Source organism: Propionigenium maris DSM 9537 (genome assembly GCF_027925155.1).
In the GTDB taxonomy this organism is placed as follows: Bacteria; Fusobacteriota; Fusobacteriia; order Fusobacteriales; family Fusobacteriaceae; genus Propionigenium; species Propionigenium maris.
The window spans coordinates 168,138-191,315 of record NZ_BSDY01000005.1 but is presented as its reverse complement, the minus strand read 5'-3'; the positions used below and the strand labels follow the sequence as shown (position 1 = coordinate 191,315).

18 protein-coding genes are annotated in these 23,178 nt (G+C 41.6%); 2 read left to right on the top strand and 16 right to left on the bottom strand.

The window, feature by feature from the left end; translation table 11 throughout:
- Positions 1-38: 38 nt before the first annotated feature.
- The 10 genes from QMG11_RS06865 to pstC all read right to left on the bottom strand — a co-directional run bounded on the left by QMG11_RS06865 (position 39) and on the right by pstC (position 12,203).
- A complete protein-coding gene (locus QMG11_RS06865) occupies positions 39-1,661 on the bottom strand; it encodes a Na/Pi cotransporter family protein (protein ID WP_281834615.1) in 1,623 nt (540 codons plus the stop codon).
- Between the two features lie 319 nt (positions 1,662-1,980).
- Entirely contained in the window at positions 1,981-3,624 is a 1,644-nt protein-coding gene (locus QMG11_RS06860) for a Na/Pi cotransporter family protein (RefSeq protein ID WP_281834613.1), read from the bottom strand.
- 172 nt (positions 3,625-3,796) lie between these two features.
- Positions 3,797-6,130 carry an aminotransferase class I/II-fold pyridoxal phosphate-dependent enzyme gene (locus tag QMG11_RS06855; RefSeq protein ID WP_281834612.1) on the bottom strand — a complete coding sequence of 778 codons (2,334 nt, stop codon included), beginning with the start codon at positions 6,128-6,130 and terminating at the stop codon, positions 3,797-3,799.
- 109 nt (positions 6,131-6,239) lie between these two features.
- On the bottom strand, positions 6,240-6,392 hold the full coding sequence (locus QMG11_RS06850) for a hypothetical protein (protein WP_281834610.1): 153 nt from the start codon (positions 6,390-6,392) through the stop codon (positions 6,240-6,242).
- 190 nt (positions 6,393-6,582) lie between these two features.
- A complete protein-coding gene (locus tag QMG11_RS06845; protein ID WP_281834608.1) occupies positions 6,583-8,208 on the bottom strand; it encodes a sensor histidine kinase in 1,626 nt (541 codons plus the stop codon).
- Positions 8,209-8,261: 53 nt separating this feature from the next.
- Positions 8,262-8,936 (bottom strand): response regulator transcription factor, encoded by a 675-nt coding sequence (locus QMG11_RS06840; protein WP_281834607.1) that lies wholly within the window; start codon positions 8,934-8,936, stop codon positions 8,262-8,264.
- 28 nt (positions 8,937-8,964) lie between these two features.
- Complete coding sequence (locus tag QMG11_RS06835) at positions 8,965-9,642, bottom strand: phosphate signaling complex PhoU family protein (protein ID WP_281834605.1); 678 nt, start codon at positions 9,640-9,642, stop codon at positions 8,965-8,967.
- Between the two features lie 50 nt (positions 9,643-9,692).
- Positions 9,693-10,454, bottom strand: a complete 762-nt coding sequence (pstB, locus tag QMG11_RS06830; protein ID WP_281834600.1) for a phosphate ABC transporter ATP-binding protein PstB — start codon at positions 10,452-10,454, stop codon at positions 9,693-9,695.
- A 15-nt stretch (positions 10,455-10,469) separates the two neighbouring features.
- Positions 10,470-11,315, bottom strand: a complete 846-nt coding sequence (pstA, locus tag QMG11_RS06825; protein ID WP_281834598.1) for a phosphate ABC transporter permease PstA — start codon at positions 11,313-11,315, stop codon at positions 10,470-10,472.
- Positions 11,316-11,330: 15 nt separating this feature from the next.
- Entirely contained in the window at positions 11,331-12,203 is an 873-nt protein-coding gene (gene pstC, locus QMG11_RS06820; protein ID WP_281834596.1) for a phosphate ABC transporter permease subunit PstC, read from the bottom strand.
- Between the two features lie 237 nt (positions 12,204-12,440).
- Here pstC and QMG11_RS06815 point away from each other — a divergent pair, with 237 nt between their 5' ends.
- Both QMG11_RS06815 and QMG11_RS06810 read left to right on the top strand, forming a co-directional pair.
- A complete protein-coding gene (locus QMG11_RS06815; protein ID WP_281834594.1) occupies positions 12,441-13,361 on the top strand; it encodes a type II secretion system protein in 921 nt (306 codons plus the stop codon).
- A gap of 150 nt (positions 13,362-13,511) precedes the next feature.
- Positions 13,512-14,372, top strand: coding sequence for a type IV pilin protein (locus tag QMG11_RS06810; protein WP_281834593.1), 861 nt, complete (start codon positions 13,512-13,514; stop codon positions 14,370-14,372).
- Positions 14,373-14,541: 169 nt separating this feature from the next.
- Here the strand turns inward: QMG11_RS06810 and QMG11_RS06805 are convergent, their stop codons facing one another.
- From QMG11_RS06805 to QMG11_RS06780, 6 genes are all read right to left on the bottom strand, one after another.
- The gene (locus tag QMG11_RS06805) at positions 14,542-16,986 is read right to left on the bottom strand and encodes a bifunctional diguanylate cyclase/phosphodiesterase (protein WP_281834591.1); all 2,445 of its coding nucleotides are present in this window, start codon (positions 16,984-16,986) and stop codon (positions 14,542-14,544) included.
- 18 nt (positions 16,987-17,004) lie between these two features.
- Positions 17,005-18,360 (bottom strand): GGDEF domain-containing protein, encoded by a 1,356-nt coding sequence (locus tag QMG11_RS06800; RefSeq protein WP_281834589.1) that lies wholly within the window; start codon positions 18,358-18,360, stop codon positions 17,005-17,007.
- Positions 18,361-18,570: 210 nt separating this feature from the next.
- Positions 18,571-20,346 (bottom strand): NADH-dependent [FeFe] hydrogenase, group A6, encoded by a 1,776-nt coding sequence (locus QMG11_RS06795; protein ID WP_281834587.1) that lies wholly within the window; start codon positions 20,344-20,346, stop codon positions 18,571-18,573.
- A 47-nt stretch (positions 20,347-20,393) separates the two neighbouring features.
- Complete coding sequence (locus QMG11_RS06790; RefSeq protein ID WP_281834586.1) at positions 20,394-22,181, bottom strand: NADH-quinone oxidoreductase subunit NuoF; 1,788 nt, start codon at positions 22,179-22,181, stop codon at positions 20,394-20,396.
- 14 nt (positions 22,182-22,195) lie between these two features.
- Entirely contained in the window at positions 22,196-22,501 is a 306-nt protein-coding gene (locus tag QMG11_RS06785) for a hypothetical protein (protein ID WP_281834585.1), read from the bottom strand.
- 125 nt (positions 22,502-22,626) lie between these two features.
- A complete protein-coding gene (locus QMG11_RS06780; protein WP_281834584.1) occupies positions 22,627-23,112 on the bottom strand; it encodes an NADH-quinone oxidoreductase subunit NuoE family protein in 486 nt (161 codons plus the stop codon).
- Positions 23,113-23,178: the final 66 nt, after the last annotated feature.

Genomic DNA, 23,178 nt, shown 5'->3' with positions numbered 1-23,178 from the left:
AGCTAAACTCCTCTTTTTATACATTCTACATATAATCTCTATACAGACAATGTTTCAACTACGTTCACCATATGGTCCTTAATTCTTCTATAGTGGTTAAGGATATCCATATAAGCTGTACTTAGCATCGCCGGCATCTTGTGCTCAGCTACTCTTTCCATGTGCTCTTTTCTCGCCTTCTTATACAGGTCCTTTATGTCAGCTGACTTCTGCATAGCTTCCACAAGGATCTCCTTGTTCCCGTTTTCGTATGCTGTATTTACATAGTCAAAGAACTCTACTACCTTTGTGTGGATCTGCTCTAGAGACTCCTTCTTCTTATTGTTTAGAAGGATATCATTCTCATTTAGCTTCTTGATCGACTTGGATATTCTTGTTAGGTAGTCACTTACAGTTTCATACTCATCTGCTACCTCAAGGTTTCCTCTAGTTTCCTCTATATACTTCTCATCTAGGTCCTTGTGCATGATCTCAAAGTTTACATCTGAGATCTCCTTCTGTACAAGATCTAACTTCTCCTCTAGCTCAACGATCTGTTCTACATTTTTATTTATCTCTGTACCAGACACGATTATATCTTTAAGACTATTCATCATTGTAGAGATATCTCCAGCCATACCAAGAATCTCCTTCTTAGTCTGCGAGATTATTACTGTTGGTGTATCAGCCATTCTGATATCCAGGTGAGTTACGCTCTCCACTACCTCTTCATCGTCCTTAACTATCTTCATAAGGAAGTTAGCAATTAAAGTTATGAATGGAGTAAAGATTATTACGTTAGTTACGTTAAACATAGTGTGTGCAGTTGCAATAAATCTAGTTACATTTGCTGCTGGGTCTGCAAAGTTGTGAAGGAACTTGATATAAAGTCCAAATATCGACGTTACCCAGATAACTCCTACAATGTTGATAATTGTGTGAGCGTATGCCGCTCTCTTAGCATTTGATCTAGCTCCTATAGAAGCAAGACAAGCTGTAATTGTTGTACCTACGTTCTCTCCCAGGACAAGGGCTACTGCTGTTTGATAATCTATTAATCCCTGTACTGCAAGGGTAATTGTAATACCCAGTGTTGCTGATGACGATTGTACTATAGCTGTCATTAGGGCACCAACTGCTGCTGCTGCGATTACTCCCGACAGCGAATCTGCCTGGAACTTGTGGAAAAGCTCTATAAACTCAGGCATAGTTCTTAACGGCTTAAATCCATCACTCATAAGCTGAAGTCCGAAGAAGATCATTCCAAGTCCCATTGTTGTAAGAGCTCTTGTTTTAGCTCTGTCCGACTTACCAAATAGATATAGAAGTGCTGCTATTCCAGCTATTGGAAGACCATACTTACCTATCTTAAGTACAAGGATCCAACCTGTGATCGTTGTACCGATGTTAGCTCCCAGGATTACTCCCAGAGACTGCTTTAGGTTAAGAAGTCCTGCATTTACGAATCCAATAGTCATTACCGTACTTACCGATGAAGACTGAACCATTCCAGTTACAAATATACCCATTATTATTGCCATAAATCTATTAGTAGTTAATACCGCTAAGATCTTCTTTAACCTGTCTCCTGCTAACTTCTGCATTCCACCAGACATGTTATGCATTCCATACATGAATATTCCAAGACCACCAATTACCTTAAAAAAGATATCTAATCCCATTTTTCCTCCCGTTTTTGTTAACTCTCTCTTCTTAATTTTTACTTAAGCTGTTAACGTCTTTTTAATTTACTGTTAAAATATATCATCCCCGTGTTAAACAAATATATATTTAATGTAAAAATTGTGTAAAAAAAATTGGATTTACCCTACTTATATACTTCCACTAGAGGATATTTCCTCCTTCCTTATTTCCAACTCCTTCATACCTCCCTCTAACCCCCTTATATTTCATCGATTCCCAGGAAAAATTAATCAACCTACCCTTTGTCTCTTTTTTTACAAAAGAAAAAAGGCTGTAAAAACAGCCTTTTCAATATTACTATATAGCTTTCTCTCCTGAGATAACCTCTGCTATATGGTAGATATGGTTTTTTAACTTTCTGTAGTTTGTAAGGATGTCCATGTAGATACTGCTTACCATTGGATCTACATCTCCGCTGACTATTCTTGCAAGGTGCTCATCTCTAAGTTTCTTAAACTTAGCTGTAATTCTGTTGCTCTTATTCACAGCATCTATCATTATATCCTTCTGGTTGCTCTTATACGCCACAGCAACAAACTCTAGAAACTCCTCTATCTCCTCCTGAAGTTCATATATACCAGACTTCTTCTCTGTATTTAGAGTCAGCTGATTTCCCTTGAGCTTCAGGTGCAGCTTCATGATGTCCGTTATATAGTCTGAAAGAGATTCATACTCATCCACTAGAGCCAGCTGGTTTCTGGCCTTATCCACATTGCTGTCTAGCATATCCTTCTTCAGTAGTTCCTTCAGATATCCAAACATCTCTTTCTGTATAAGATCTATTCTGTCCTCAGTTTCAAAGACCATCCTTACCTTCTTGTCCTCTGAATCAAGGTTGGCTCCAATCGCTTCCTTCAGGTACTCAAACATCCCCTTTATTACATTGTCCAGAGAAATTATCTCCTTCTTACCTACATCCAGAGCAAGGGATGGTGTTTCCAGGATTCTGCTGTCCAGGTGGGTAAACTTTCTTTCCACCTTCTCCTCTCCCTTAACAAACTTTTCCAGCATTCTGGATAGAAGCGGTAGGAATGGTACAAATAAAAGTGCATTCACAATATTAAAAACAGTGTGAGCTGTTGCCAGGTATCTCGTTGTCTCCACTGCTGAATCTGTAAACTTGTCCAGGAACATCAGATACTGATTGTATATAGGAAGTATCCACATAATTCCCACAACATTGATTATCGTGTGGGCATAGGCTGCTCTCTTGGCATTTGGCTTAGCACCAATAGACGCAAGAAGGGCAGTAATAGTAGTTCCTACATTTAGACCCAGTACCAATGCTACTCCAGTTCTTACATCGATAAGCCCCTGAGCTGCAAGAGTTATTGTAATTCCCAGTGTGGCAGATGAAGACTGAACCAGTGCTGTAAGAAGGGCTCCCACTGTAGCTACCATGATCAGAGTTCCAAAGTTAGTTACATGGAACTTCTGGAAAAGCTCTATGAATTCAGGCATAGATCTCAGAGGTCTGAATCCGTCACTCATAAGCTCCAGTCCAAAGAAGATCATTCCAAGACCCATGATAAGCATAGACTTATACTTACCCTTGCTGTCCTTGGAGAAGATTCCCATAAGGGCTCCCAGACCAGCCATAGGAAGTCCATACTTACCTATCTTCAGTACCAGTACCCATCCAGTTACAGTAGTACCTATATTCGCTCCCAGGATTACTCCAAGAGCCTGTGAAAGGTTCATAAGTAAAGCATTTACAAACCCTATTACCATTACCGTAGTTACAGAAGATGACTGAACTATTACAGTGGCCACGACTCCTACTAGAAGAGCCATAAATCTGTTTGTTGTAAGAGCTGAGATTATCTTCTTCAGCCTCTCGCCGGCAAGTTTTTGCATCCCCTCCGACATACTTTCCATTCCGTAGAGAAATATTCCCAATCCCCCTACAACTTTTAATAAAATATCCATTATTCCAGGCATAACTTCCTCCTAATTGTGTAAAAAAAATCCAGTATATGTTAACATACTTTTTACACATTTCAAACATTTTTCTGTTTTTTATTTTGACCGGAGGTTCCCTTAATAAAGAACTACTTTACTTCACTATCACAGATTTACAGCTCCTTTTTTTAACCATATAGAGTGCGTTCCACTACCCCTCTAAGAGATGCAGCAGTGCTTTGACTACCTCTACACTCTTTCCCTCTCTGTCGGCCAGAGGATTCAGCTCCACTATATCAACTGACGTAACTTCATAGGCAGCTTCCAGGGTAGAGAAGATCTCCAGAACCTCTTCACGCTTAAATCCTCCCTTAACTGGTACACTTACTCCTGGGGCTTCCTCTGGATCCACTGAATCCAGATCAAAACTTATGTGCAGATTCTCTACCTTTAAAAGCTCCTTAACCCTTTCAAGGGCAGCCTCTAGCCCCAGGTTAGACACCTCATCCCAGGTTATTACATTGACTCCTGTTTCAGCTATAAACTTTAGCTCCCCTGGATCGAGGTCCCTTGCTCCAAAGACAACTACATCCTTGGGATCCAGGAAGTTACCCTCATTTAAGGTGGTAAGTCTGGAATCTCCATATCCCATTAGAGCTGATAGTACCATACCGTGGGTATTTCCAGATGGGCTTGTTTCCGGAGTATTCATATCTCCATGGGCATCTATCCAGATTACCCCTGTTCTCTTGCTGCTGAGCACTCCCGAGATGCTTCCAAGAGCTATCGAGTGATCTCCCCCAACAACTATTGGTCTGTACCCATCTTCCACAACTTCCCTTACTCTCTCTGCCACAGCCTGGGTGGTTGCAGCCACTGAGTTTATAAACTTGGTCCTTGTATTTAGAAGGTCCTCCTCCTCGTGGATAGGAGATATTACCTCCATCTGATTCTTCAGCTCTGGATACTCCCCAAAGAGGTAGTCCACCGCATATTCCGTTCCTGTATATGCAGCTCCCAGATTGAAGGGAACTCCCATGAGGAAGTTTGGAACCCTCTCTACATTTATGTAGAGGGCGTCATCTCTTTTGATTATATTTATCTCCTCAAGGTTTTCGTCCTCCAGCCCCTGTACACTGAGGCCTGCTCTCTTGAGGTCCTCCACATACTCAATTATCTCTTGGGTAATCATCTCTCCTGGGCAGAGGATTGGGATACCAGGAGGATATGCCATAATGAATTCCCCGCTGATTGCCCCCGCTGATTCCTTTAATGGCTTTTTAGTTTTTTCACTAAAGAATGCTTCCCTTGGAATTTGATCCATCCCAGGAATCTCAGGAATCTCCTTAAACTTAGGTACTGCTCCCTGGAATTTATTTTGACTAGATATGCTTTTTACAGCGGCTATTACTTTTTCTATGTCCTCATCCCTGTCTCCAAATGTTGTAACAAGAAGCACATTGTAGAAGTCGGACAGTTCAGGCTGAATATTGTACTCATCCACCAGGATCCTCTCCAGCTGATACCCTGTAAACCCTAGTTCCCTTGCACTCACCGATACCTTAGTTGGGTCGAAGGAATATCTTCCCTTTCCGTCCAGCACCTCTCTTCCGATGGATTTAAAACCAGGTACTCTGTTTATTTCATTTCTCAGATATTCAGCTCTCTCAAGGGATTCTTCCACTAACCTTTCTCCATCGATAGCCATTTGCTTTCTTGCACAGTCAAGGGAAGCCAGAAGGATGTATGATGGCGACGTTGTCTGAAGAAGGCTAAGCACTTGTCTCACCTTGCCACCTGCTATCCTTCCCCCCTGAATATGAAGGATGGACCCTTGGGTCATTGCTCCTACTATCTTATGGGTGCTCTGGGCACATGCATCTGCCCCGGCCTCCATTGCAGACATTGGCAGTTTCTTATTAAATTTTAAGTGAGGCCCATGAGCCTCATCTACAAGAAGGGGAATGTTGTACTCATGCACTATCTCCACTACCTCTTTAAGATTTGTAGACACCCCGTAGTATGTAGGGTTTATTATTAAAACTGCTGCCGCATCTGGATTCTCCATAAGCATCCTTCTTACTGTTTCCGGAGCTACCCCATGGGCGATTCCGTTCTCCTCATCTATCTCAGGCTCCATATATATAGGCTGAGCACCACTTAATATTATCCCGGCATTTACCGACTTATGGGTATTTCTTGGAACCAGTATCTTATCCCCTGCCTTTACCGCCGAAAGGATCATCGCCTGAATAGCTCCTGAAGTCCCGTTGACACAGAAGAAACTTTCCTGGGCTCCATAAGCATCAGCTGTAAGCTCCAAAGCTTTTTTTATGTGTGACTTTGGATTGTGGAGACCGTCCACCATCTCAAAGATTGTGACATCTATTTTAAATGGGTTCTCCCCCATAAACTTATAAAATTCTTCCTCTACTCCCCTACCATTCTTATGGCCTGGAACATGAAAGGGAACTACCCCTCTCCCTACATATACATCCTTTAACACACTGAATATTGGTGTTTTTCTTTGATCTAACTTATACACATTTTATCCCTTCCTTTTTTTTAAAAATTTAAATTGACAGCGAATTATAGTCCCTTTTTTTCAAAAAGAATATCTCTTTTTTATATATGATTACCATCTTTTTTTTATATTATCTTTTCCTGATATTTAGGAGTAAAATATTTCCTTTTTTTTTACTCTCCTCACAACAGCCCCTCCCCGGCAAAGACTTTTTTCTTCCCTTCCTCCTTATGCCGTAGATAATAACACCTTTTTTTCTACCAACCATTGACATAATCAACATACTTTTTTCCTTTTTAAATTGAAAGGTTTTAAAAAAAATTTACTTTCTGGAGTCCTATCATAAATTTTCCCAATAAAAAGCAACGTAACGTTGCATCCTGATAATCAGTAAGAAGCCTCATTACTTCATATAACTTTTTTATAAATTCTATGCTTTCCTTAAAAATAAAAAGATCAGCTTAAAAAGCTGATCATTTTAACATTGTAAAGGTAAAGGTACTTCCCTTCCCCTCTTCAGATTTTAATTTTAACTTTCCTCCCAGTATGTCGATCATCTCCGCCACTATGGACAGTCCCAGTCCCGTTCCGGCCACATTACTGGTTCTGGCTTTATCTACCCGGTAAAACCTGTCAAAGATATTGTCTATCTCGGTCTCAGGTATTCCCATTCCATTATCTGTTACAGTGATCTTGTAGTGATCGTAGAGCTCCATAATATCAACCTTTACAACTGGTTCCTCCTTGTCGTTATAGATAACTCCATTCTCCATGAGGTTTTTAAGGATAGTTGTAAACTTATCAAAATCTACCTTCATATAGCCATTCTCATCCAAGAGATTCACAGAGTATACTGCCCTTCCATTCTTCTTGGTAAGGATGCCATCTATACTCCTTTCCACATCCCCCTTGAGCTTCTCAAAGGAAACTGGGGTAAGGTTGACTACCCTGGAGTTCTCCAGCTTAGATATATTCAGGAAATCCATGGTGATGTTTTCCAGTTTATCCACATTATTTTTAGCCACGTTTAGGAAGTAGTCCTTCATCTCCCCGGGAGCATCCTCTAAGGCTATGAGGTAACCCTTTATATTGGTAAGGGGAGTCTTGAGCTCATGGCTGATATTGCTGATGAAGTTTTTCTGCACCTCAAGCATCTCCTTGTTTCTGGTTATATCCTTCACTGTGAGAATATACTGCTTGTTCAGTTTCAGGTACTTTACCGCCACAAGAAGGTATTTTTTCAGTTCCGATATATATACCTCCTCCTTGAGGGCTACCTTCTTATCCACACACTTTTTAATTATATCTATAATCTCAATGTGCTTAACCTCTCTGTAATAGGGAAGTTGATTCCCCCCTCTGTAGAGAAAGTTCAGGGCATCGTTTTTCATCACCGTATTGAGGTTTTCATCTATGAGGAGGATAGACATATCCACACTGGAGATAATCCTCTTGAGCCTCTCCTTATCCAGCTCCAGCTGTTTCATATTCTCAAGGTTTGTCTTCTGCCACTCACTGACTATCTTCCAGAACTCGGAGATCCATAGATCCCCCTTGGAATAGATATCTGTAACCTCAGCTCCCTCCTCCAAAGTTTTTCTGATCTCCTCTATCTTCAGGAAGAGGTGCCCCTTAAGATAGTTCTTATAACAAAAATATATAAATATATTCAGAGTCAGGAAGAAGAGCAGTTCATAGAGGAGTATCCTCTTTATCTCACTGTACTCCCTCTCATAGTTAAGGGAGGTTCTCACTATATAATCCTCTCCATCTGAATCCCTTGTTACCACACTGTAGTAGGCCCTCATATTTTTCAGGGTATTGCTGTACCTGATATCAAAACCAGTGCCCTTTTCAAGGGCTTCCAGAACCTCTGGTCTCTTACTGTGGTAGTCCATGCTCTCCTCTAACTCATACATCATGGAATCATATATCACCTTTCCATCAAGCTGTATGATGGTCACCCTCTTATCCACATCCTTAAGGTAGGAGTGAAACTGCTCCTCTGTATCACTTATCTTTAAAAGGTTCTCAATAAGGCTGCTGTCCTCCTTGAGGGTCCTCTTGGCCAGTTCCCCATGCAGATCCGATAGCCTCATTATATTGCTTTTGATAAAAATTGCCTCTAAGAACAATATCAGTAATAGAGTTATTATCTCCTTTCTTCTAATTTGTACCCCACTCCCTTCACCGTACGTATATTTTTGGAGATACTCTTAAGCTTTTCCCTTAGTTTTGAGATATAGATATCCACAGACCTGTCCCCTGCATAGTAGCTTGTGTTCCACACCTTATCCAGGATCTTTTCCCTGGATAGTACTATCCCCTGGTTTTTAAAGAGCAGATATAGCAGGTCATACTCCTTTTTAGAGAGCTCTATCTCTACACCATCTTCAGTTACCTGGTGCCTGTCATCATCTATAACTACCCCTGCAAAGGTAAATTTCTTGCTCTCCCTCTTCTCTCCAGAGATGAGCTTCCTCGCCCTCAGAAGTAGTTCCCTTGGGTCGAAGGGCTTCTTCATATAGTCGTTGGCCCCTATCTCAAGGCCCTCTAGCACATCCTCGATCTCCGTCTTAGCTGTAAGCATTATTATTACAGGAGCTCCATACTCCTCGGGAAGATCCCTTACGATCTTAGTAAAGTTCTTTCCATCAAGGCTAGGGAGCATTATGTCAAGGATCACCAGCTCTGGCTTAAAGGTTTTGATCTTCTTTAACCCCTCTAAACCATCTCCCACTGTTTCAACCTCATACCCCTCCTTCTTAAAGAAGTAACCTACCAGTTGTTGTATCTCTATGTCGTCCTCTACTATTAGTACCTTCATATTTCCTCCCAGATCTCGAACCCTTTCTCTAGTTCTTCTTTATTAACTCCTGTTTTCTAAGGTTATCTCCACTAACATTATATACCAAACTCCTGCCCAGTTGCATAATTTTATCTGAAATTCTTTCATATTTTTTTGTAGAAAGCAGGAGAAGGTTTCCAAACTCCACATTGTCCGGGGACTCCTTCATAAGCTCTATTACCTTTTTTACAACGCTGTCCCTGATATCATTTATCTCCTCATCCAGGGCAAGGATGGAGTAGATCTTCTTATCGTCCTTCTCCACAAGGGCTGTTGTATAAGCTGTAAATATCTCCTCTACCTTTCCTACCATCTCCCCTACAAGGTCCAGGTGGGGTTTATGAAGGTCCCCCTTCTTCTCCATCTCCCTCAGGAGTTTCAGATCAGCCAGGAGAAGGTCTCCCATCCTCTCAAGCATCTTAGAACCCTCTATGGTACTCAGAAGGGATCTCAGGTCTCCAGCTGCAGGCTGAAACATCGCTATGGCAACTATGGAGTCCTCTTTTATCTTTACCTCATAGGCATTTATCCTGTCCTCCACTACCTTTGCCTCTCCATAGAGGGATCTCTCAAAGGACCTCTTCTTGAGCATCTCCATATTTATTCTCAGGAGCCTCTCTACATTTTTAGTCATCTCAATAAAGTGCTCATTTATTGCATCTATTCTCTCATGTAAGTTTCTCATCTTCCTACCTCCGCAGTTATTTGATAGTGGGATATCCCTTCCAGTCTATCCTATCCGAATTTACCAGTTATATAGTCTTCCGTCTTCTTGTTGTCTGGATTTGTAAATATCTTTTCAGTCGCTCCAAACTCCTCCATTATCCCCTGGTAGAAGAATCCCGTGTAATCGGATATTCTCGCTGCCTGCTGCATGTTGTGGGTAACTATTATTATAGTATAGTCCTTCTGGAGCTCCCTTATAAGCTCCTCTACCTTCAGGGTAGATATAGGGTCCAGAGCCGAGGTAGGCTCATCCATAAGAAGGATCTCAGGTTTTACAGCTATGGCCCTTGCTATACAAAGTCTCTGCTGCTGTCCCCCTGAAAGACCCAGGGCCGACTGGTGAAGCTTATCCTTTACCTCGTCCCAGAGGGCTACTGCCTTGAGGCTCTCCTCCACTATCTCATCCAGCTTCTTCTTCTCCCTTTCTCCGTGAAGCTTGGGACCATAGACGATATTTTCATAGATACTCTTTGGGAAGGGGTTTGGCTTCTGGAATACCATCCCTACCTTTTTTCTCAGTTCCACAATATCGTGCTTCTTAGAGAAGATATCCTCTCCATCGAGAGCTATAACCCCCTCATACTTGGATATTTCAATGAGGTCATTCATCCTGTTTATAGATCTCAGAAATGTAGACTTTCCACACCCCGACGGCCCGATAAGAGCCGTCACCTTATTTTTTTCCACATCCATATTTATATTATTCAGTGCCTGAAACTTTCCATAGTAAAAGTTGAAATCCTTAACACTTAATCTTATATTGTTCTCCATCTTTCCTCCTAAAATCTATCTGAATTTTCTGAATTTATTTCTGACATAGGCTCCCAACAGGTTGAATCCCACTGTTATGAACACCAGTACAAAGAGTGTTCCCATCATATTGGACTCTGGCATATTGGGTACCTGAGTTGATATTACATAGAGGTGGTATGGCAGGGCCATCACCTGGTCGCTTAGGGACTCCGGCAGGAAGGGCAGGTAGAAAGCTGCCGCTGTAAACATTATGGGTGCTGTTTCACCCGCTGCTCTTGATACTGAAAGGATTATTCCAGTAAGGATTCCAGGTAAAGCTGCAGGAAGTACTATCTTCCAGGTTGTCTCCCACTGAGTAGCTCCCAGGGCCAGGGAGGCTTCCCTCAGGCTCTTAGGTATTGCCAGAAGGGCTTCCCTTGTAGCTGTTATAATTACCGGCAAGCTCATAATTCCCAGGGTAAGGGAACCCGCCAGAAGGGATCTCCCCATGCCCATGGCTATTACAAAGAAAGCCATTCCGAAAAGCCCGTAGACTATACTTGGTATTCCTGCAAGGTTTACTATGGTCAGGTTGATTATCCTTCTCAGCCAGTTATCCTTGGAGTACTCCACCAGGTATACCCCTGTAAGGATCCCAAAGGGCACCGAAGCTACTATAGTTCCCACAGTAAGCATTATACTTCCCACAATTACAGGAAATATCCCCCCCTCTCTCATACCTGCTCTGGGAGTCTCTGAGAGGAAAGTCCATGTAATTGCCGGCACCCCCTTGAAGATGATATATGCAAATATCCCCAGTACCGGGAGGACGGATAGTATCCCTACGCCCTTGATTATCGTCTCTATTATATCTTTACTTCTACCCTTTAATACGCTCATCATTCTCTCCTTTGGTTAACTCATCTTTCTGGATCTATGGATAAAGTAGTCTGCTATGGTATTTGTAAGGAAGCTTATTGCAAACAGTACTATTCCTATTGTAAAGAGTGAGTAGTAGTGCTTATCCCCTATAGTTACCTCTCCCATCTCAGCAGCTATTGTAGCTGTAAGGGTTCTCACTGCTGTAAGGGGGCCCGAATCCAGTATTGGTGCATTTCCGGTTACCATGAGTACCGTCATAGTCTCCCCTATGATCCTTCCAAATCCAAGCATTATTCCTGCAAATATCCCCGGGAAGGCCGCAGGAAGAAGCACCTTTACAATCGTCTCCAGTTTATTGGCTCCCATGGCAAGGGAAGCTTCCTTGTAGGACTTGTCCAGTGCTACAAGGGCATCATCTGCTATACTTACCATTGTAGGAATAGCCATAAGTGCCAGAAGTATTCCACCATTTAGAGCTGTAAGACCTGAGTTCAGCCCGAAGAAGTCTCTTATGGATCCTGAAAACACATAGAGTCCTATGTATCCCAGTACAACTGATGGAAGAGCAGCCATTGTTTCTATGAGAATCTTGAAGATCTCCCTGGTTCTCCTTCCAGCATACTCAGATATATAAACTGCTGCAAAAAGACTCAGAGGAACTGATATTCCAAGGGCTATTACACTCACCCAGAAGCTCCCTGCCAGAAGAGGCAGGAAACCATAGAGGTCCGACAGAGGTATCCATGTTCTTCCCAGAAAAAAGTCTACCACACTCCCCTCATAGAAAAACTTCAACCCATTTGTAAAAACAAAGAAAAATATCGAAAATACAATTATAATATTAAATGCAGCGATACCGAAGATCGTCTGTTTCATCAGGGTATCCTTAATTTTTCTTAAACTCATTTTTTTCTCCTTTAACTTCTGTTCTTGTTTTATGAACCTATTCTAACTCCTCTGTGTTGCTTCGTTATAAATTTTCTGTAAAAGAAGTGTAAATTTTTTTACACCCCCTTATACCTTCTTTTACACAAATTTCTTCAAGAAGAAGAGTATATGTCCATCTAAGTATTGTTATATCATTCACAAGTTTGATTTTTTATTATATAATGGACATTATCTACAATATTTAGGGGGAGTTTAATGAAGAAAGCGTTTACACTTATAGAGTTAATGGTAGTTATATCCATAATAAGCATCCTGGCAGCAATTTCCCTGCCAAGATTTACAGATATCACAGATGATGCCAGGGTAGCCCAGGTCCAGGGAAATCTGTTAAACCTCAGAACCTCCATAGAGATGTTCCATGTCAAAAACGAGGAATACCCTGTCTATGGTGAGGTTCAGCCGGCTTCATCTAACAGTAGTGGTGATATTTCTTCAGACGGTAGCCTTTCAGAGGCTTTTACAGCCTTCTACTCTAAGAACTCCATGCCTGAAACACCAGCATCTGAGGAGGCCTCTGCTACAAATCAGGTAGTTAAGGAGAGGGACGATAGCGGAGGATGGCTATATATAGAGGAAAGCGGCCTGATCTATGCTAACCTTAAAAATGGAAACTATACTGGGAATGAAGGGAACGAGATCTGGAATGAGGCTAAATTCTCTGAAGAGGATGAAGATGGCAGTGGAGGAGATAATGGAGGAGGAAGCACTCCTGCGCCGGCTCCCGGTCCTGATGAGAAGATACATTCAGTTACAGGAGTCGACTTAGAGTCCTTTATAAAGTCCGGCAGCTGGTTTGAGGATTTCCTTAGCGCCTTTGAGTACAACGAGGATACAGAGGCTCTTGAGTTAACAGGGGCTCTTACCATTGGAAGGATTAAACTGGATAGTAGCAATACCGAGCTTGAGAAGGTAGCCAAGATCTCCCTTAAGACAAATTCAGAGCTTGAAAACTGGGAGCTGACTGGCGGTCCCGATACCGATGGTCACTATACCTATACTCAGGCCTACGAACCTCCCAAGTCTACAGCCGGTGGTGGTTTCGAGGTAGAGGTTGACTTTGATGGCTTTTTAGGATTGTTTGATGATCACGCCATCTATGAGATCTCCTATGAATAAAAGAGTAAAAGATTAGAGAGCTGCCTTAATCTAGGCAGCTCTCCTTCTTTAAATTTTTAGTTAACATTCGATACTTTTTATACTATAATATTCCTGTTTACCTATAGATAAGTTATACTTGAAAAATAATACTTAAATAAAGGAGATATTATGAAAAAAGGATTTACTTTAATAGAGTTGATGGTAGTCATATCCATAATTGGGATTTTGACAGCAATTGCCCTTCCTAGGTTTACAGATGTTACAGCTGATGCCAAGGTAGCCAATGTACAGGGAAACCTGGCCAGTCTGAGAACCTCCATAGAGATGTTCAATGTTAAAAATGAGGGATACCCTGTCTATGGGGAAGTTCTGTCGGCTTCATCCAATAATAACGAGGGGGTGGATATCTCATCTAAGGGAGAACTTTCTGAGAGATTTACAAACTTCTATTCCAAGAGCATCATGCCTGAAACACCAGGAGCTAAAAAGGTGCCTGCCACTAATAAGGTGGTAGAGGAGAGGGATAATACCGGGGGATGGCTCTATAGAGAAGAGGATGGAAAGATTTATGCCAACCTCAAGAATGGTAACTACACTGGAGATGAGGACAATGAGATATGGAATGAAAAGTATAGCGATCCCGGGGATGGCGGTAATCCTGGAGATGGTGGACCTGTAGATGACTTAGGCTCTTTAATTCCCGACGGAAACGACTCCTGGATCATCAATAAAGATGGAGATTTAGAGTGGATAAAGGGAACTGACAATGGAAATGGAAATGGGAACAACCATGGTCCTCTAGAATTTACCGAGGAAAATACAGGACTCAAAAAAATCAGCGAAATAACCTTCAGTAGCGAAGGAAAAATTAATGATATCACTGTTGAAAATGGAGAGTTTATTGATAATGGAGATGGGACCTATACTATTAAGTTTAATGAACCTCAGCCTACCCCTATAGACTCAACTGTAGTTTGGCACCCACAAGAAGGAGATAGAATAATAACAGATGTTGAAGTAAAACCTTAATAATATCTATTCCTAGTCATCTTAAAAATTAAATAACAATAAAGACCTCCTACATGGGAGGTCTTTTATTTATTACTTTTGTTTACAGGATTAGTCTACAGGATGGGTATAAAAGGAATTTTTAGGTTAGGTAGAGTAGGTGTAAAAACCTTTATCTCCCTACATCCTTTTAACCCTTAATCTCCATTATCTCCTCTAAAATTCTTTCATACTCTCCCTCATCAAGTTTTTTCACTATCTCCTCTATTGAAGAGGTCTTCCCTATGAACTCCCCCTGGAAGGAGGTACAACCTAACTCCAGAAGTTTCCTTACCTGCACTCTTCCCTCCACTCCTACAACAGAGATTGGAGTTCCCAGTCCCCTTCCTATGCCTATCATAGCCCTCAGGGTATTGATCTTCTCCTCTGAGTGTTCCATCCCTTCTATGAAGGTCTTGTCGGTCTTTATCCTCTTAAAATTAAAGTCCTTGATCCTTAGCAGTGAACTTCCTCCGCTTCCAAAGTGATCCAGGTTAAAGGACACACCCATATCCGTTAGTTCCCTTACCCTCTGCCACCCCTTTGGAATATCCTCTAGGAGGACTACTTCTGGTATTTCCAGTTCAAGTTTCTTGAGTTTTCCTCTGTCTCTAAATATCTTTTTTATAGCCCCAAGAAACTCTCCACTCATAAACTCAGTGGCAGATATATTAACCGATATGGGAACCTTTACCATATCCATGGCCCTATGAACCTCCTCTAACACATACCTTGTTATCTCTGGAAGAAGGCCGCTCTCCTCAGCAAGGGGAAGAAACTCATCGGGATATATTGTTCCAGTAGAGGTATTTTTCCACCTTAAAAGCGCCTCAAGGGAAACCCTTTTACTCTCCAGATCCAGGAGGGGTTCAAAGTAGACCTTTATCTCCTCATTTTGAAGAGCTTTTATTATCTTATCCTCCACTATCTCCCTATTTTCATACCTCCTTCCCTTCATCTCCTCTACCAGTTCCTGCACAAAGTCATCCTTTGATCTTATTCCGCTATACTCCAGGAAGACATATCTTAGCCTTTCAGCCAGTTCACTGTCCCTTTCTTCAAGCTTTTCCCTTATTCTTTCAAATATTATATCTGCGCCCCTTGCTTTAACCATAGGCATAAGAAGCATAAAATTATTTCTCTCATACTTACAGATGAGATCCGTTCCTCTCAGACACTCCTTTATCTTATCTGCTAAGATCCTCAGAAGTCCAACCTGAGAGCTTCCCCTATAACCACTTCCCGCTTCTGAAAAATTATCCAGCCATACAAGAGCTGTTATGAACCTGAAGTTGGAGGTCTTAAAGAGGCTTATATATCTTTCAAGGTAGTTACTACCATACTCCCTTGTATATACCTTGGTGTATTTATCATACTTCTCCTTCTTTACTCCTCTCTCCATCTCTAAAAGATCAAAGTAAACCATATCCATAGCAGACATGAGGAAAACATCCTCCTCCCCATCTAGCTTGACCTTTCTCATGGTCAGTAAAACATCCCTGGGATTAAACCCATCATCCAGTATATAAAACTTTTCATTTATAACTGATCTTCCCTCCTCCAGTTTTCTATAGAGAGAGGTAAACAAATTTATCTTATCATCTGGAATATAGTTTAAGAAACTCTCTGTTCCTGAGGCCTCTGGTTTTTTCAGGTGGGTATCGAAGTAACTATTGGTCTCTATTATATTGAGATCTATATCTAGTATTGCTGTAAAGTTTGGAATCTCCTCATAGAGGAGCTCATACTTCCTCCTTCTCCTCTGTACTTCCTCCAATATTCTATTGATTCCATCCTCTACCCCCTTTAACTCCCTGAAATTCCCAAGGCTTATGCTTTCCCCTGGGCTCTCCTCTATATTAAAGGAGTTGATCCTTCTTACGGCTTTATCTATTGGTTTTGACATAGTTCTTTCAAAGTATCTCGTTCCTAAGAGGCTCAGAAGGAGTATGACAAACACTCCCTTGAGGTATATCTCCTGTCCTTTTTTATGAACCGAATGAAAGAGAAGACCATCCCTTTTGAGTTTTAAATATATCTGTCCATTTTCAACGGGAATATAGTATTTTTTTTCAGCTGTCTCTCCCTCTACCTTTATCCTCTCATTCTTTTTTCTGCTATCCTTTATACCCTCCATATATATCTTGTAGTAAGCCCACTTGGAATCTCCCAGGAAGTTTTCCTTCTCAAGCCTGAAGATAAAAGCCTTTCCCTCTCTATCCATTTTATATCCAAGAATATTACCCTCTGGAGAGATGATATACCCCTGGCTTCCTCTTACTAGTTGCAGCTCTGCCAGCTCCTCCTTTCTCCAGGCTCCCTTTCTACCAGAGACATAGATAAATAAATCTTGTTTTCTCAATTCAGCTACCTGAGGGACCCCATCTATCAAATACTTATCCAGAAGAAGCTCCTCCTTCAGGAAAAACTCTCCCTCAAGTTTTTCCTCGTAGTAGTGAAAAACATTGTCCATTCTCACACTTTCTTTATTGGTATATATTTTTTCCACATAAAAGTATTCACAGATCATCACAGAGGCTATTACTCCACCTACTAAGATAAAAAATATAATCCATATCTTATCACGAAATTTCATAAACTTTCCCCCACCGATTTATATTTTAAACACCACCTGATTCTTTCCCTTCTTCTTTGCTTCATAGAGAAGTTCGTCCACTTCTTTTATGATCTTATCCACATCATACTCCTCATCATCCTTCAAGATAATGGCCCCGGTACTCATTCCCAGCTTTACCTGGATATAGTTTCTGATAATCTCCTCCCTCTCCTCCTCAAAGTAGGAGGCCAATTCCAGAAAATCTTCATACCTTATCTGCTTGAATACAATGAAGAATTCATCTCCCCCATACCTGAAAGCCAGTCCCTTTTCCCCACAGGTCTTCTTAAGAAAATCTCCTATCTCCCTGAGGAGCCTGTCCCCTGCAAGGTGTCCATAGGTATCATTTAACCTCTTAAAGTTATCCAAATCTACCATCATGACTATACTGTAGTATGGTCTAGAAGCCCTGTTCTTCTTCAGGTCGTTCAAGACCTCATAGAGAAAGAGCTTATTGTAGAGGCCTGTCAGTCTGTCGATTATGGCCACCTCCCTTAGCTGTAGGTTTGTGTGTGTTAGCCTCCTTCTGAGCATATTAAGATCCCCTGTTTTTTTTAGGTATCTCTCCCCGAGGTCCTTTATAGCCATATTAATATTAAAAAAGATACTATCTGTTTCCACTGGGGAGCTATTTATTTTGTTGCTCTTTATTAGCTTTACTTCCTCAACTACCCTCTCCTCCTCCTCCTCTATCTTACCCCTCACCGTCTTTAAATGGAGAAGGGAGATTGCAATTACAAGGAAGAAGTATCCTCCTATAACTACAGCTTCTACTATAGAACTTCTTTCATCGTTAAAGTAAAGCTTCAGCCCCTGAGGGCTGTTTACCACTGGAATCAGATAGTGGATCCCTACCTCTGAAGATATCCCTACCTCTATACCTATCTTCTCTTCCAAGGCTTCAAGAAACTTCTGATCTATCTCCCACATGGAGTAGACTTCTCTGTCCTCTCTTACACTTTTCCCATAGATATAATATCTCCCATCCATCAGGATGATCCCCTCTGACCTTTTCTCCAGAAAGTACCTTTCCCCCTGGAGTTCTATGTCTCTCCACCTTCCATCCCAGTTGCTATAGATCTTCCACCTTCCCTCTACCACTCTCAGGAGGTAGTTAAACTCTCCCATATCGATGATTCCATGATCCAGGTACCTTGCACTGGTTCCCCTCAGCTCCTCCCCTACCTCTCCCATGTACTCTTCTACTCTCTCTCTAAGGAAGTCTTCCCTCCCCTTCCTTTCCTCCATCCCCTTATACACCAAGTATGTTAAGTTGGTTAAGGTAACTAAAACAATAAGAAGATAGAATAGAAAATTATATTTAAAGTATTTTTTCACCTTTATCCCTTCCATCCCTCTCCTCCTTGGATAACCCATAAGTTTCAGATAGTTGTTAAGCTTATGCACCTAGTAAGATTTTACAAGATATTTGGTAAATTCCTACTTTTTAACTAAACTTATCTCCTGTAATTCTTTTGAAAATATTGAGTATACGGCGACACTTTGTTTATTTTTAAAAACCATAAAAAAAGACGACAGCTCTGCTGTCGCCTTTAACCTTCTCTAAATCTTGTGCTTAGGGAAGTACTTAGTATGTAACAAGTGGTGTGCCTCGTGACTCATTGGCTTACCTAGGTGCTTTTCATATAGCTCCTGTATATACTTATTCTCGTGAGATTTTCTAATCTCCTTGTTGTTATCTATGTTCTGAAGACCTTCAAATCTCTTTCTGATGATTCCAAAATCTCCGTGGTGGTAAGGCTGTCCTCCTCCACCGATACATCCACCCTTACATGCCATGATCTCTATTGCATGTAGAGTTTCCTCTCCAGCTCTTAGCTTATCCATAAGCTCTCTAGCTGCTCCCAGTCCGTGAGCGATTCCGATTCTAAACTTAGATCCAAGCTTCTCATCTAGTCCTGGAATAGAAACCTCTGCTACTCTGATTCCCTCCATTCCTCTAAGATCCTCAAAGTCTACAGACTCAAGAGATTCCTTTGTGATCCACTCATAAGCTGTTCTTGTAGCTGCCTCGATAACTCCTCCAGTTCTTCCGAAGATATCAGCTGCTCCTGTAGATGCTCCCAGCGGATTGTCAAACTTATCCTCATCAAGTCTCTTAAGGTCTATATTAGCCTGCTTAAGAAGAGCTGCAAGTTCTCTAGTTGAAACAGAGTAGTCTACATCTGGTGTCCCGTCTACCTTAAACTCATCTCTAGATGCCTCATATTTCTTAGCAAGACAAGGCATGATAGATACACATACTAGGTCCTCTCTTGCGATACCTTCCTCTTTAGCCCAGATTCCTTTAGCTACTGCACCAAACATCTGCTGTGGTGACTTAGCTGAAGATGGTACATCTAGGAAGTCAGGGTAGTTGTGCTCAAAAAACTTAACCCATGCAGGACAACAAGATGTAAGGATAGGAAGTTTTACATCCTCATCTCCACCTAGCTTTCTTGTTACTCTGTCGATAAGCTCAGATGCTTCCTCCATGATAGTAAGGTCAGCTGCCCAGTTTGTGTCGAATACCTGGTCAAATCCAAGCTTCTTAAGAGCTGTTACCATCTTACCAGTTACATCTGTTCCTGGCTCAAGTCCAAACTCCTCTCCAAGAGCTACTCTTACTGCAGGGGCAACCTGTACGATTACCTTCTTCTTAGGGTTAGCTATATCTTTTACGAGTTTCCAAGTGTGGTCTGCCTCGTGTAGTGCTCCCACTGGACATACTGCTACACACTGTCCACAGTATGTACATACAGAGTCCTCTAGGTCCTGCTCAAATGCAGGGGCAACTACTGCCTCAAATCCTCTGTTTACTCCAGAAAGTACTCCACAAGTCTGGATCTCATTACACATAGTCTCACATCTTCTACACATGATACACTTGTCTACGTCTCTTATGATTGAAGGTGAGTAGTCCTTTCTATACTCAGATTCCTTACCAGCAAATCTTACCTCTCTTACTCCAAACTGAGTTGCAAGGTCCTGAAGCTCACACTCTCCGTTCTTTGAACAAGACAGACAGTCCTTAGGGTGGTCTGAAAGAAGCAGCTCAAGAACTGTCTTTCTCTTTTGCATTACCTTCATAGAGTTAGTTGTTACTACCATTCCATCATATACTGGTGTAGCACATGCAGGAGCCAGGTTTCTTCTTCCCTCTACCTCTACTACACATATTCTACATGATGCACAATCATTCTTATAGTCTGCTCCACCCATTTGAAGGTAACAAAGGGTAGGAATTGTGATTCCAGCAGATTTTGCTGCTGATACTATAGTCGCACTCTTAGGCACTTCTATTGATATTCCATCTATCGTAACTTTTACAGTTTCCATTAGGCCAATTCACTCCTTTTTTCTTTAATTTTTTCCAATAATGTGATCTATCCTCTATCGATTGCCTTAAACTTACAAGTAGTATAACAAGCTCCACACTTAATACACTTCTCCTGGTCGATAACGTGCTTCTCCTTTACCTTACCAGAGATACAGTTAACTGGACATACTCTTGCACATGCTGTACAACCGATACATTTGTCATTTATAGTGAACTGAAGAAGGTCTGTACAAGCTCCTGCTGGACATCTCTTGTCAGTTACGTGTGCTACATACTCATCCCAGAATTGGTCTAGAGTTGAAAGAATTGGGTTAGGTGCTGTCTGCCCCAGTCCACATAGAGATGTGTCCTTGATAGTCTCAGATAGCTCTCTCATTAACTCAAGGTCCTCCATAGTTCCGTTACCCTTTGTTATCTTGTCTAACATCTCATATAGTCTAGTGTTTCCTATTCTACATGGAGTACACTTACCACAAGACTCCTCTACAGTAAAGTCTAGGTAGAACTTAGATACTGCAACCATACAGTCATCCTCATCCATTACGATCATTCCACCAGATCCCATCATAGATCCCTTAGCAGTCAGTGAATCGAAGTCGATCTTAGTATCCAGGTCGTTTTCAGTCAGACATCCTCCAGATGGTCCTCCAGTCTGTACAGCCTTAAACTTCTTACCGTCCTTGATTCCTCCACCGATCTCAAAGATTACCTCTCTAAGAGTAGTTCCCATAGGTACCTCTACAAGACCTACGTTATTGATCTTTCCAGCTAGAGCGAATACCTTAGTTCCAGAAGACTTCTCTGTACCGATACCCTTAAACCACTCTCCACCGTTTAGGATGATCTCAGGAATGTTAGCAAATGTCTCTACGTTGTTAACGTTAGTTGGTTTACCCCAGTAACCAGCTTCTGCTGGGTATGGAGGCTTTGAAGTAGGCTCTCCTCTCTCTCCCTCCATTGAGTGGATAAGAGCTGTTTCCTCTCCACATACGAATGCTCCTGCTCCGTACTTGATCTCTATATCGAAGTCGAATCCAGATCCAAGGATGTCCTTTCCAAGAAGTCCGTACTCTCTTGCATCCTGCATTGCTTTTCTAAGTCTGTTGATAGCTAGCGGGTACTCAGCTCTGATATATACCAGACCTTTAGTAGCCTTCGTTGCGTATCCACAGATAGCCATTGCCTCGATTATCGAGTGAGCGTCTCCCTCTAGGATCGATCTGTCCATGAATGCTCCCGGATCTCCCTCGTCTGCGTTACATACTACATACTTTTGGTCAGCTTCATTGTTTAGAGCAAATTGCCACTTAAGACCAGTAGGGAATCCCCCACCTCCTCTTCCTCTAATTCCAGAAAGTTTGATCTCATCTACTACGTCTTGAGGCTCCATGCTAGTCAGAACCTTTCCTAGCGCCTGGTATCCTCTGTTTCCTAAATACTCATCTATACTTTCAGGGTCTATAAGTCCACAGTTTCTAAGAGCAACTCTCATCTGCTTCTTATAGAACTCCATATTTTCTCCCTCATGGATTCTCTCACCAGATTTAGGGTCTCTGAATAATAGAGTCTCTATCTTCTCTCCCTTTATCAGGTCTTCCTCTATGATTCTTCCTGCATCCTCTGGTTTTACCTCTACATAGAATGTATTGTCTGGCATTATCTTTACGATAGGTCCCTTCTCACAGAAACCAAAACATCCAGTTAATACTACCTTAACATCGTCCTCCATCCCCTTTTCCTTAAGGATAGCGTTCATGTTATCAGCTATTTTATTACTCTTTGAAGAAAGACATCCTGTTCCACCACAGATTAGGACGTGCTTTTTATCTGCCATTTATACTTACCCCCTTAATGTTTTTTCTTTCTGTCTCCATGGTTGTCCACCAAAAAGTGTGCTATCTCCTGGGTGTTTACCATGTATTTTTCCACAAGCTTTACAGCTTCCCCTGGCTCCATGTTGCCGAATACAACCTGCCCCATCTTAGGGATTGCCAGTTCAATTATAGGTTTGTCTCCTGAGTATCCGTAGAACTCACTCTGGACTACCGCTACATCCTCAATACCTTTTTCCTTAATATATCTTATTACTGCAAGAGATACCTCATCGGCTAATCTCTTAGCCTCCTGTGTATTCTGACCTATCCCTACCCTCACTACCTTGGTATTTTCCAGGTCAATATCCTCTCACTTCTTTCTTAGCTCGATAAGTGCTTCGCACTCCTTACCCTTTTTTAATAGTTCCTCATAAGAAGTAATCTTTTTAGACATCTTAAATCCTCCTATTGACCTCTGTACTTTGCGATTAATCCCGCAACATCCTTAGCTTCATCCTTACCAAATACATCCTCACCGATAAGTACCACTGGTGCCAGTCCGCATGCTCCAACACATCTAAGAGCGTCGATTGAGAACTCTCCATCTACAGTAGTTTCTCCAGCGCTGATTCCTAGCTGCTTTTCAAAGTCCTCTAGTACCTTTCCTGCTCCTCTAACGTAGCAAGCTGTTCCCATACAGACAGAAACTGGGTGTTTCCCCTTTGGAGTCATAGTAAAGAAGGAATAGAAACTAACTACTCCATATACCTTTGCTAACGATAGATCCAGTCTTTCTGCTACAAACTCCTGAATCTCCTTTGGCAGGTATCCAAAAATTTCCTGCGCCTTATGCAGTACAGATATTAGTGCTCCTTGCTTATCTTCAATTGAAAGTATAAACTCATCTAGTTCTTTAAAACATGATTCTTTAAGTTCGTTCTTACAAGCCATCTTATCCTCCCCTTTTATGTTTATTTTATGTTAATAAAATAACTATATCCACATCAAATATAACAC

What these genes read in the sequence shown, in the direction of transcription:
- QMG11_RS06845 (WP_281834608.1), bottom strand. Translation starts at nt 8,208, where the DNA reads ATGAGGCTATCGGATCTGCATGGGGAACTGGCCAAGAGGACCCTCAAG.
- QMG11_RS06780 (WP_281834584.1), bottom strand. Translation starts at nt 23,112, where the DNA reads ATGGCTTGTAAGAACGAACTTAAAGAATCATGTTTTAAAGAACTAGAT.
- QMG11_RS06860 (WP_281834613.1), bottom strand. Translation starts at nt 3,624, where the DNA reads ATGCCTGGAATAATGGATATTTTATTAAAAGTTGTAGGGGGATTGGGA.
- QMG11_RS06815 (WP_281834594.1), top strand. Translation starts at nt 12,441, where the DNA reads ATGAAGAAAGCGTTTACACTTATAGAGTTAATGGTAGTTATATCCATA.
- pstA (WP_281834598.1), bottom strand. Translation starts at nt 11,315, where the DNA reads ATGAGCGTATTAAAGGGTAGAAGTAAAGATATAATAGAGACGATAATC.
- QMG11_RS06865 (WP_281834615.1), bottom strand. Translation starts at nt 1,661, where the DNA reads ATGGGATTAGATATCTTTTTTAAGGTAATTGGTGGTCTTGGAATATTC.
- QMG11_RS06810 (WP_281834593.1), top strand. Translation starts at nt 13,512, where the DNA reads ATGAAAAAAGGATTTACTTTAATAGAGTTGATGGTAGTCATATCCATA.
- QMG11_RS06805 (WP_281834591.1), bottom strand. Translation starts at nt 16,986, where the DNA reads ATGAAATTTCGTGATAAGATATGGATTATATTTTTTATCTTAGTAGGT.
- QMG11_RS06800 (WP_281834589.1), bottom strand. Translation starts at nt 18,360, where the DNA reads ATGGAAGGGATAAAGGTGAAAAAATACTTTAAATATAATTTTCTATTC.
- QMG11_RS06795 (WP_281834587.1), bottom strand. Translation starts at nt 20,346, where the DNA reads ATGGAAACTGTAAAAGTTACGATAGATGGAATATCAATAGAAGTGCCT.
- QMG11_RS06790 (WP_281834586.1), bottom strand. Translation starts at nt 22,181, where the DNA reads ATGGCAGATAAAAAGCACGTCCTAATCTGTGGTGGAACAGGATGTCTT.
- QMG11_RS06835 (WP_281834605.1), bottom strand. Translation starts at nt 9,642, where the DNA reads ATGAGAAACTTACATGAGAGAATAGATGCAATAAATGAGCACTTTATT.
- QMG11_RS06840 (WP_281834607.1), bottom strand. Translation starts at nt 8,936, where the DNA reads ATGAAGGTACTAATAGTAGAGGACGACATAGAGATACAACAACTGGTA.
- QMG11_RS06850 (WP_281834610.1), bottom strand. Translation starts at nt 6,392, where the DNA reads ATGTTGATTATGTCAATGGTTGGTAGAAAAAAAGGTGTTATTATCTAC.
- pstC (WP_281834596.1), bottom strand. Translation starts at nt 12,203, where the DNA reads ATGAGTTTAAGAAAAATTAAGGATACCCTGATGAAACAGACGATCTTC.
- pstB (WP_281834600.1), bottom strand. Translation starts at nt 10,454, where the DNA reads ATGGAGAACAATATAAGATTAAGTGTTAAGGATTTCAACTTTTACTAT.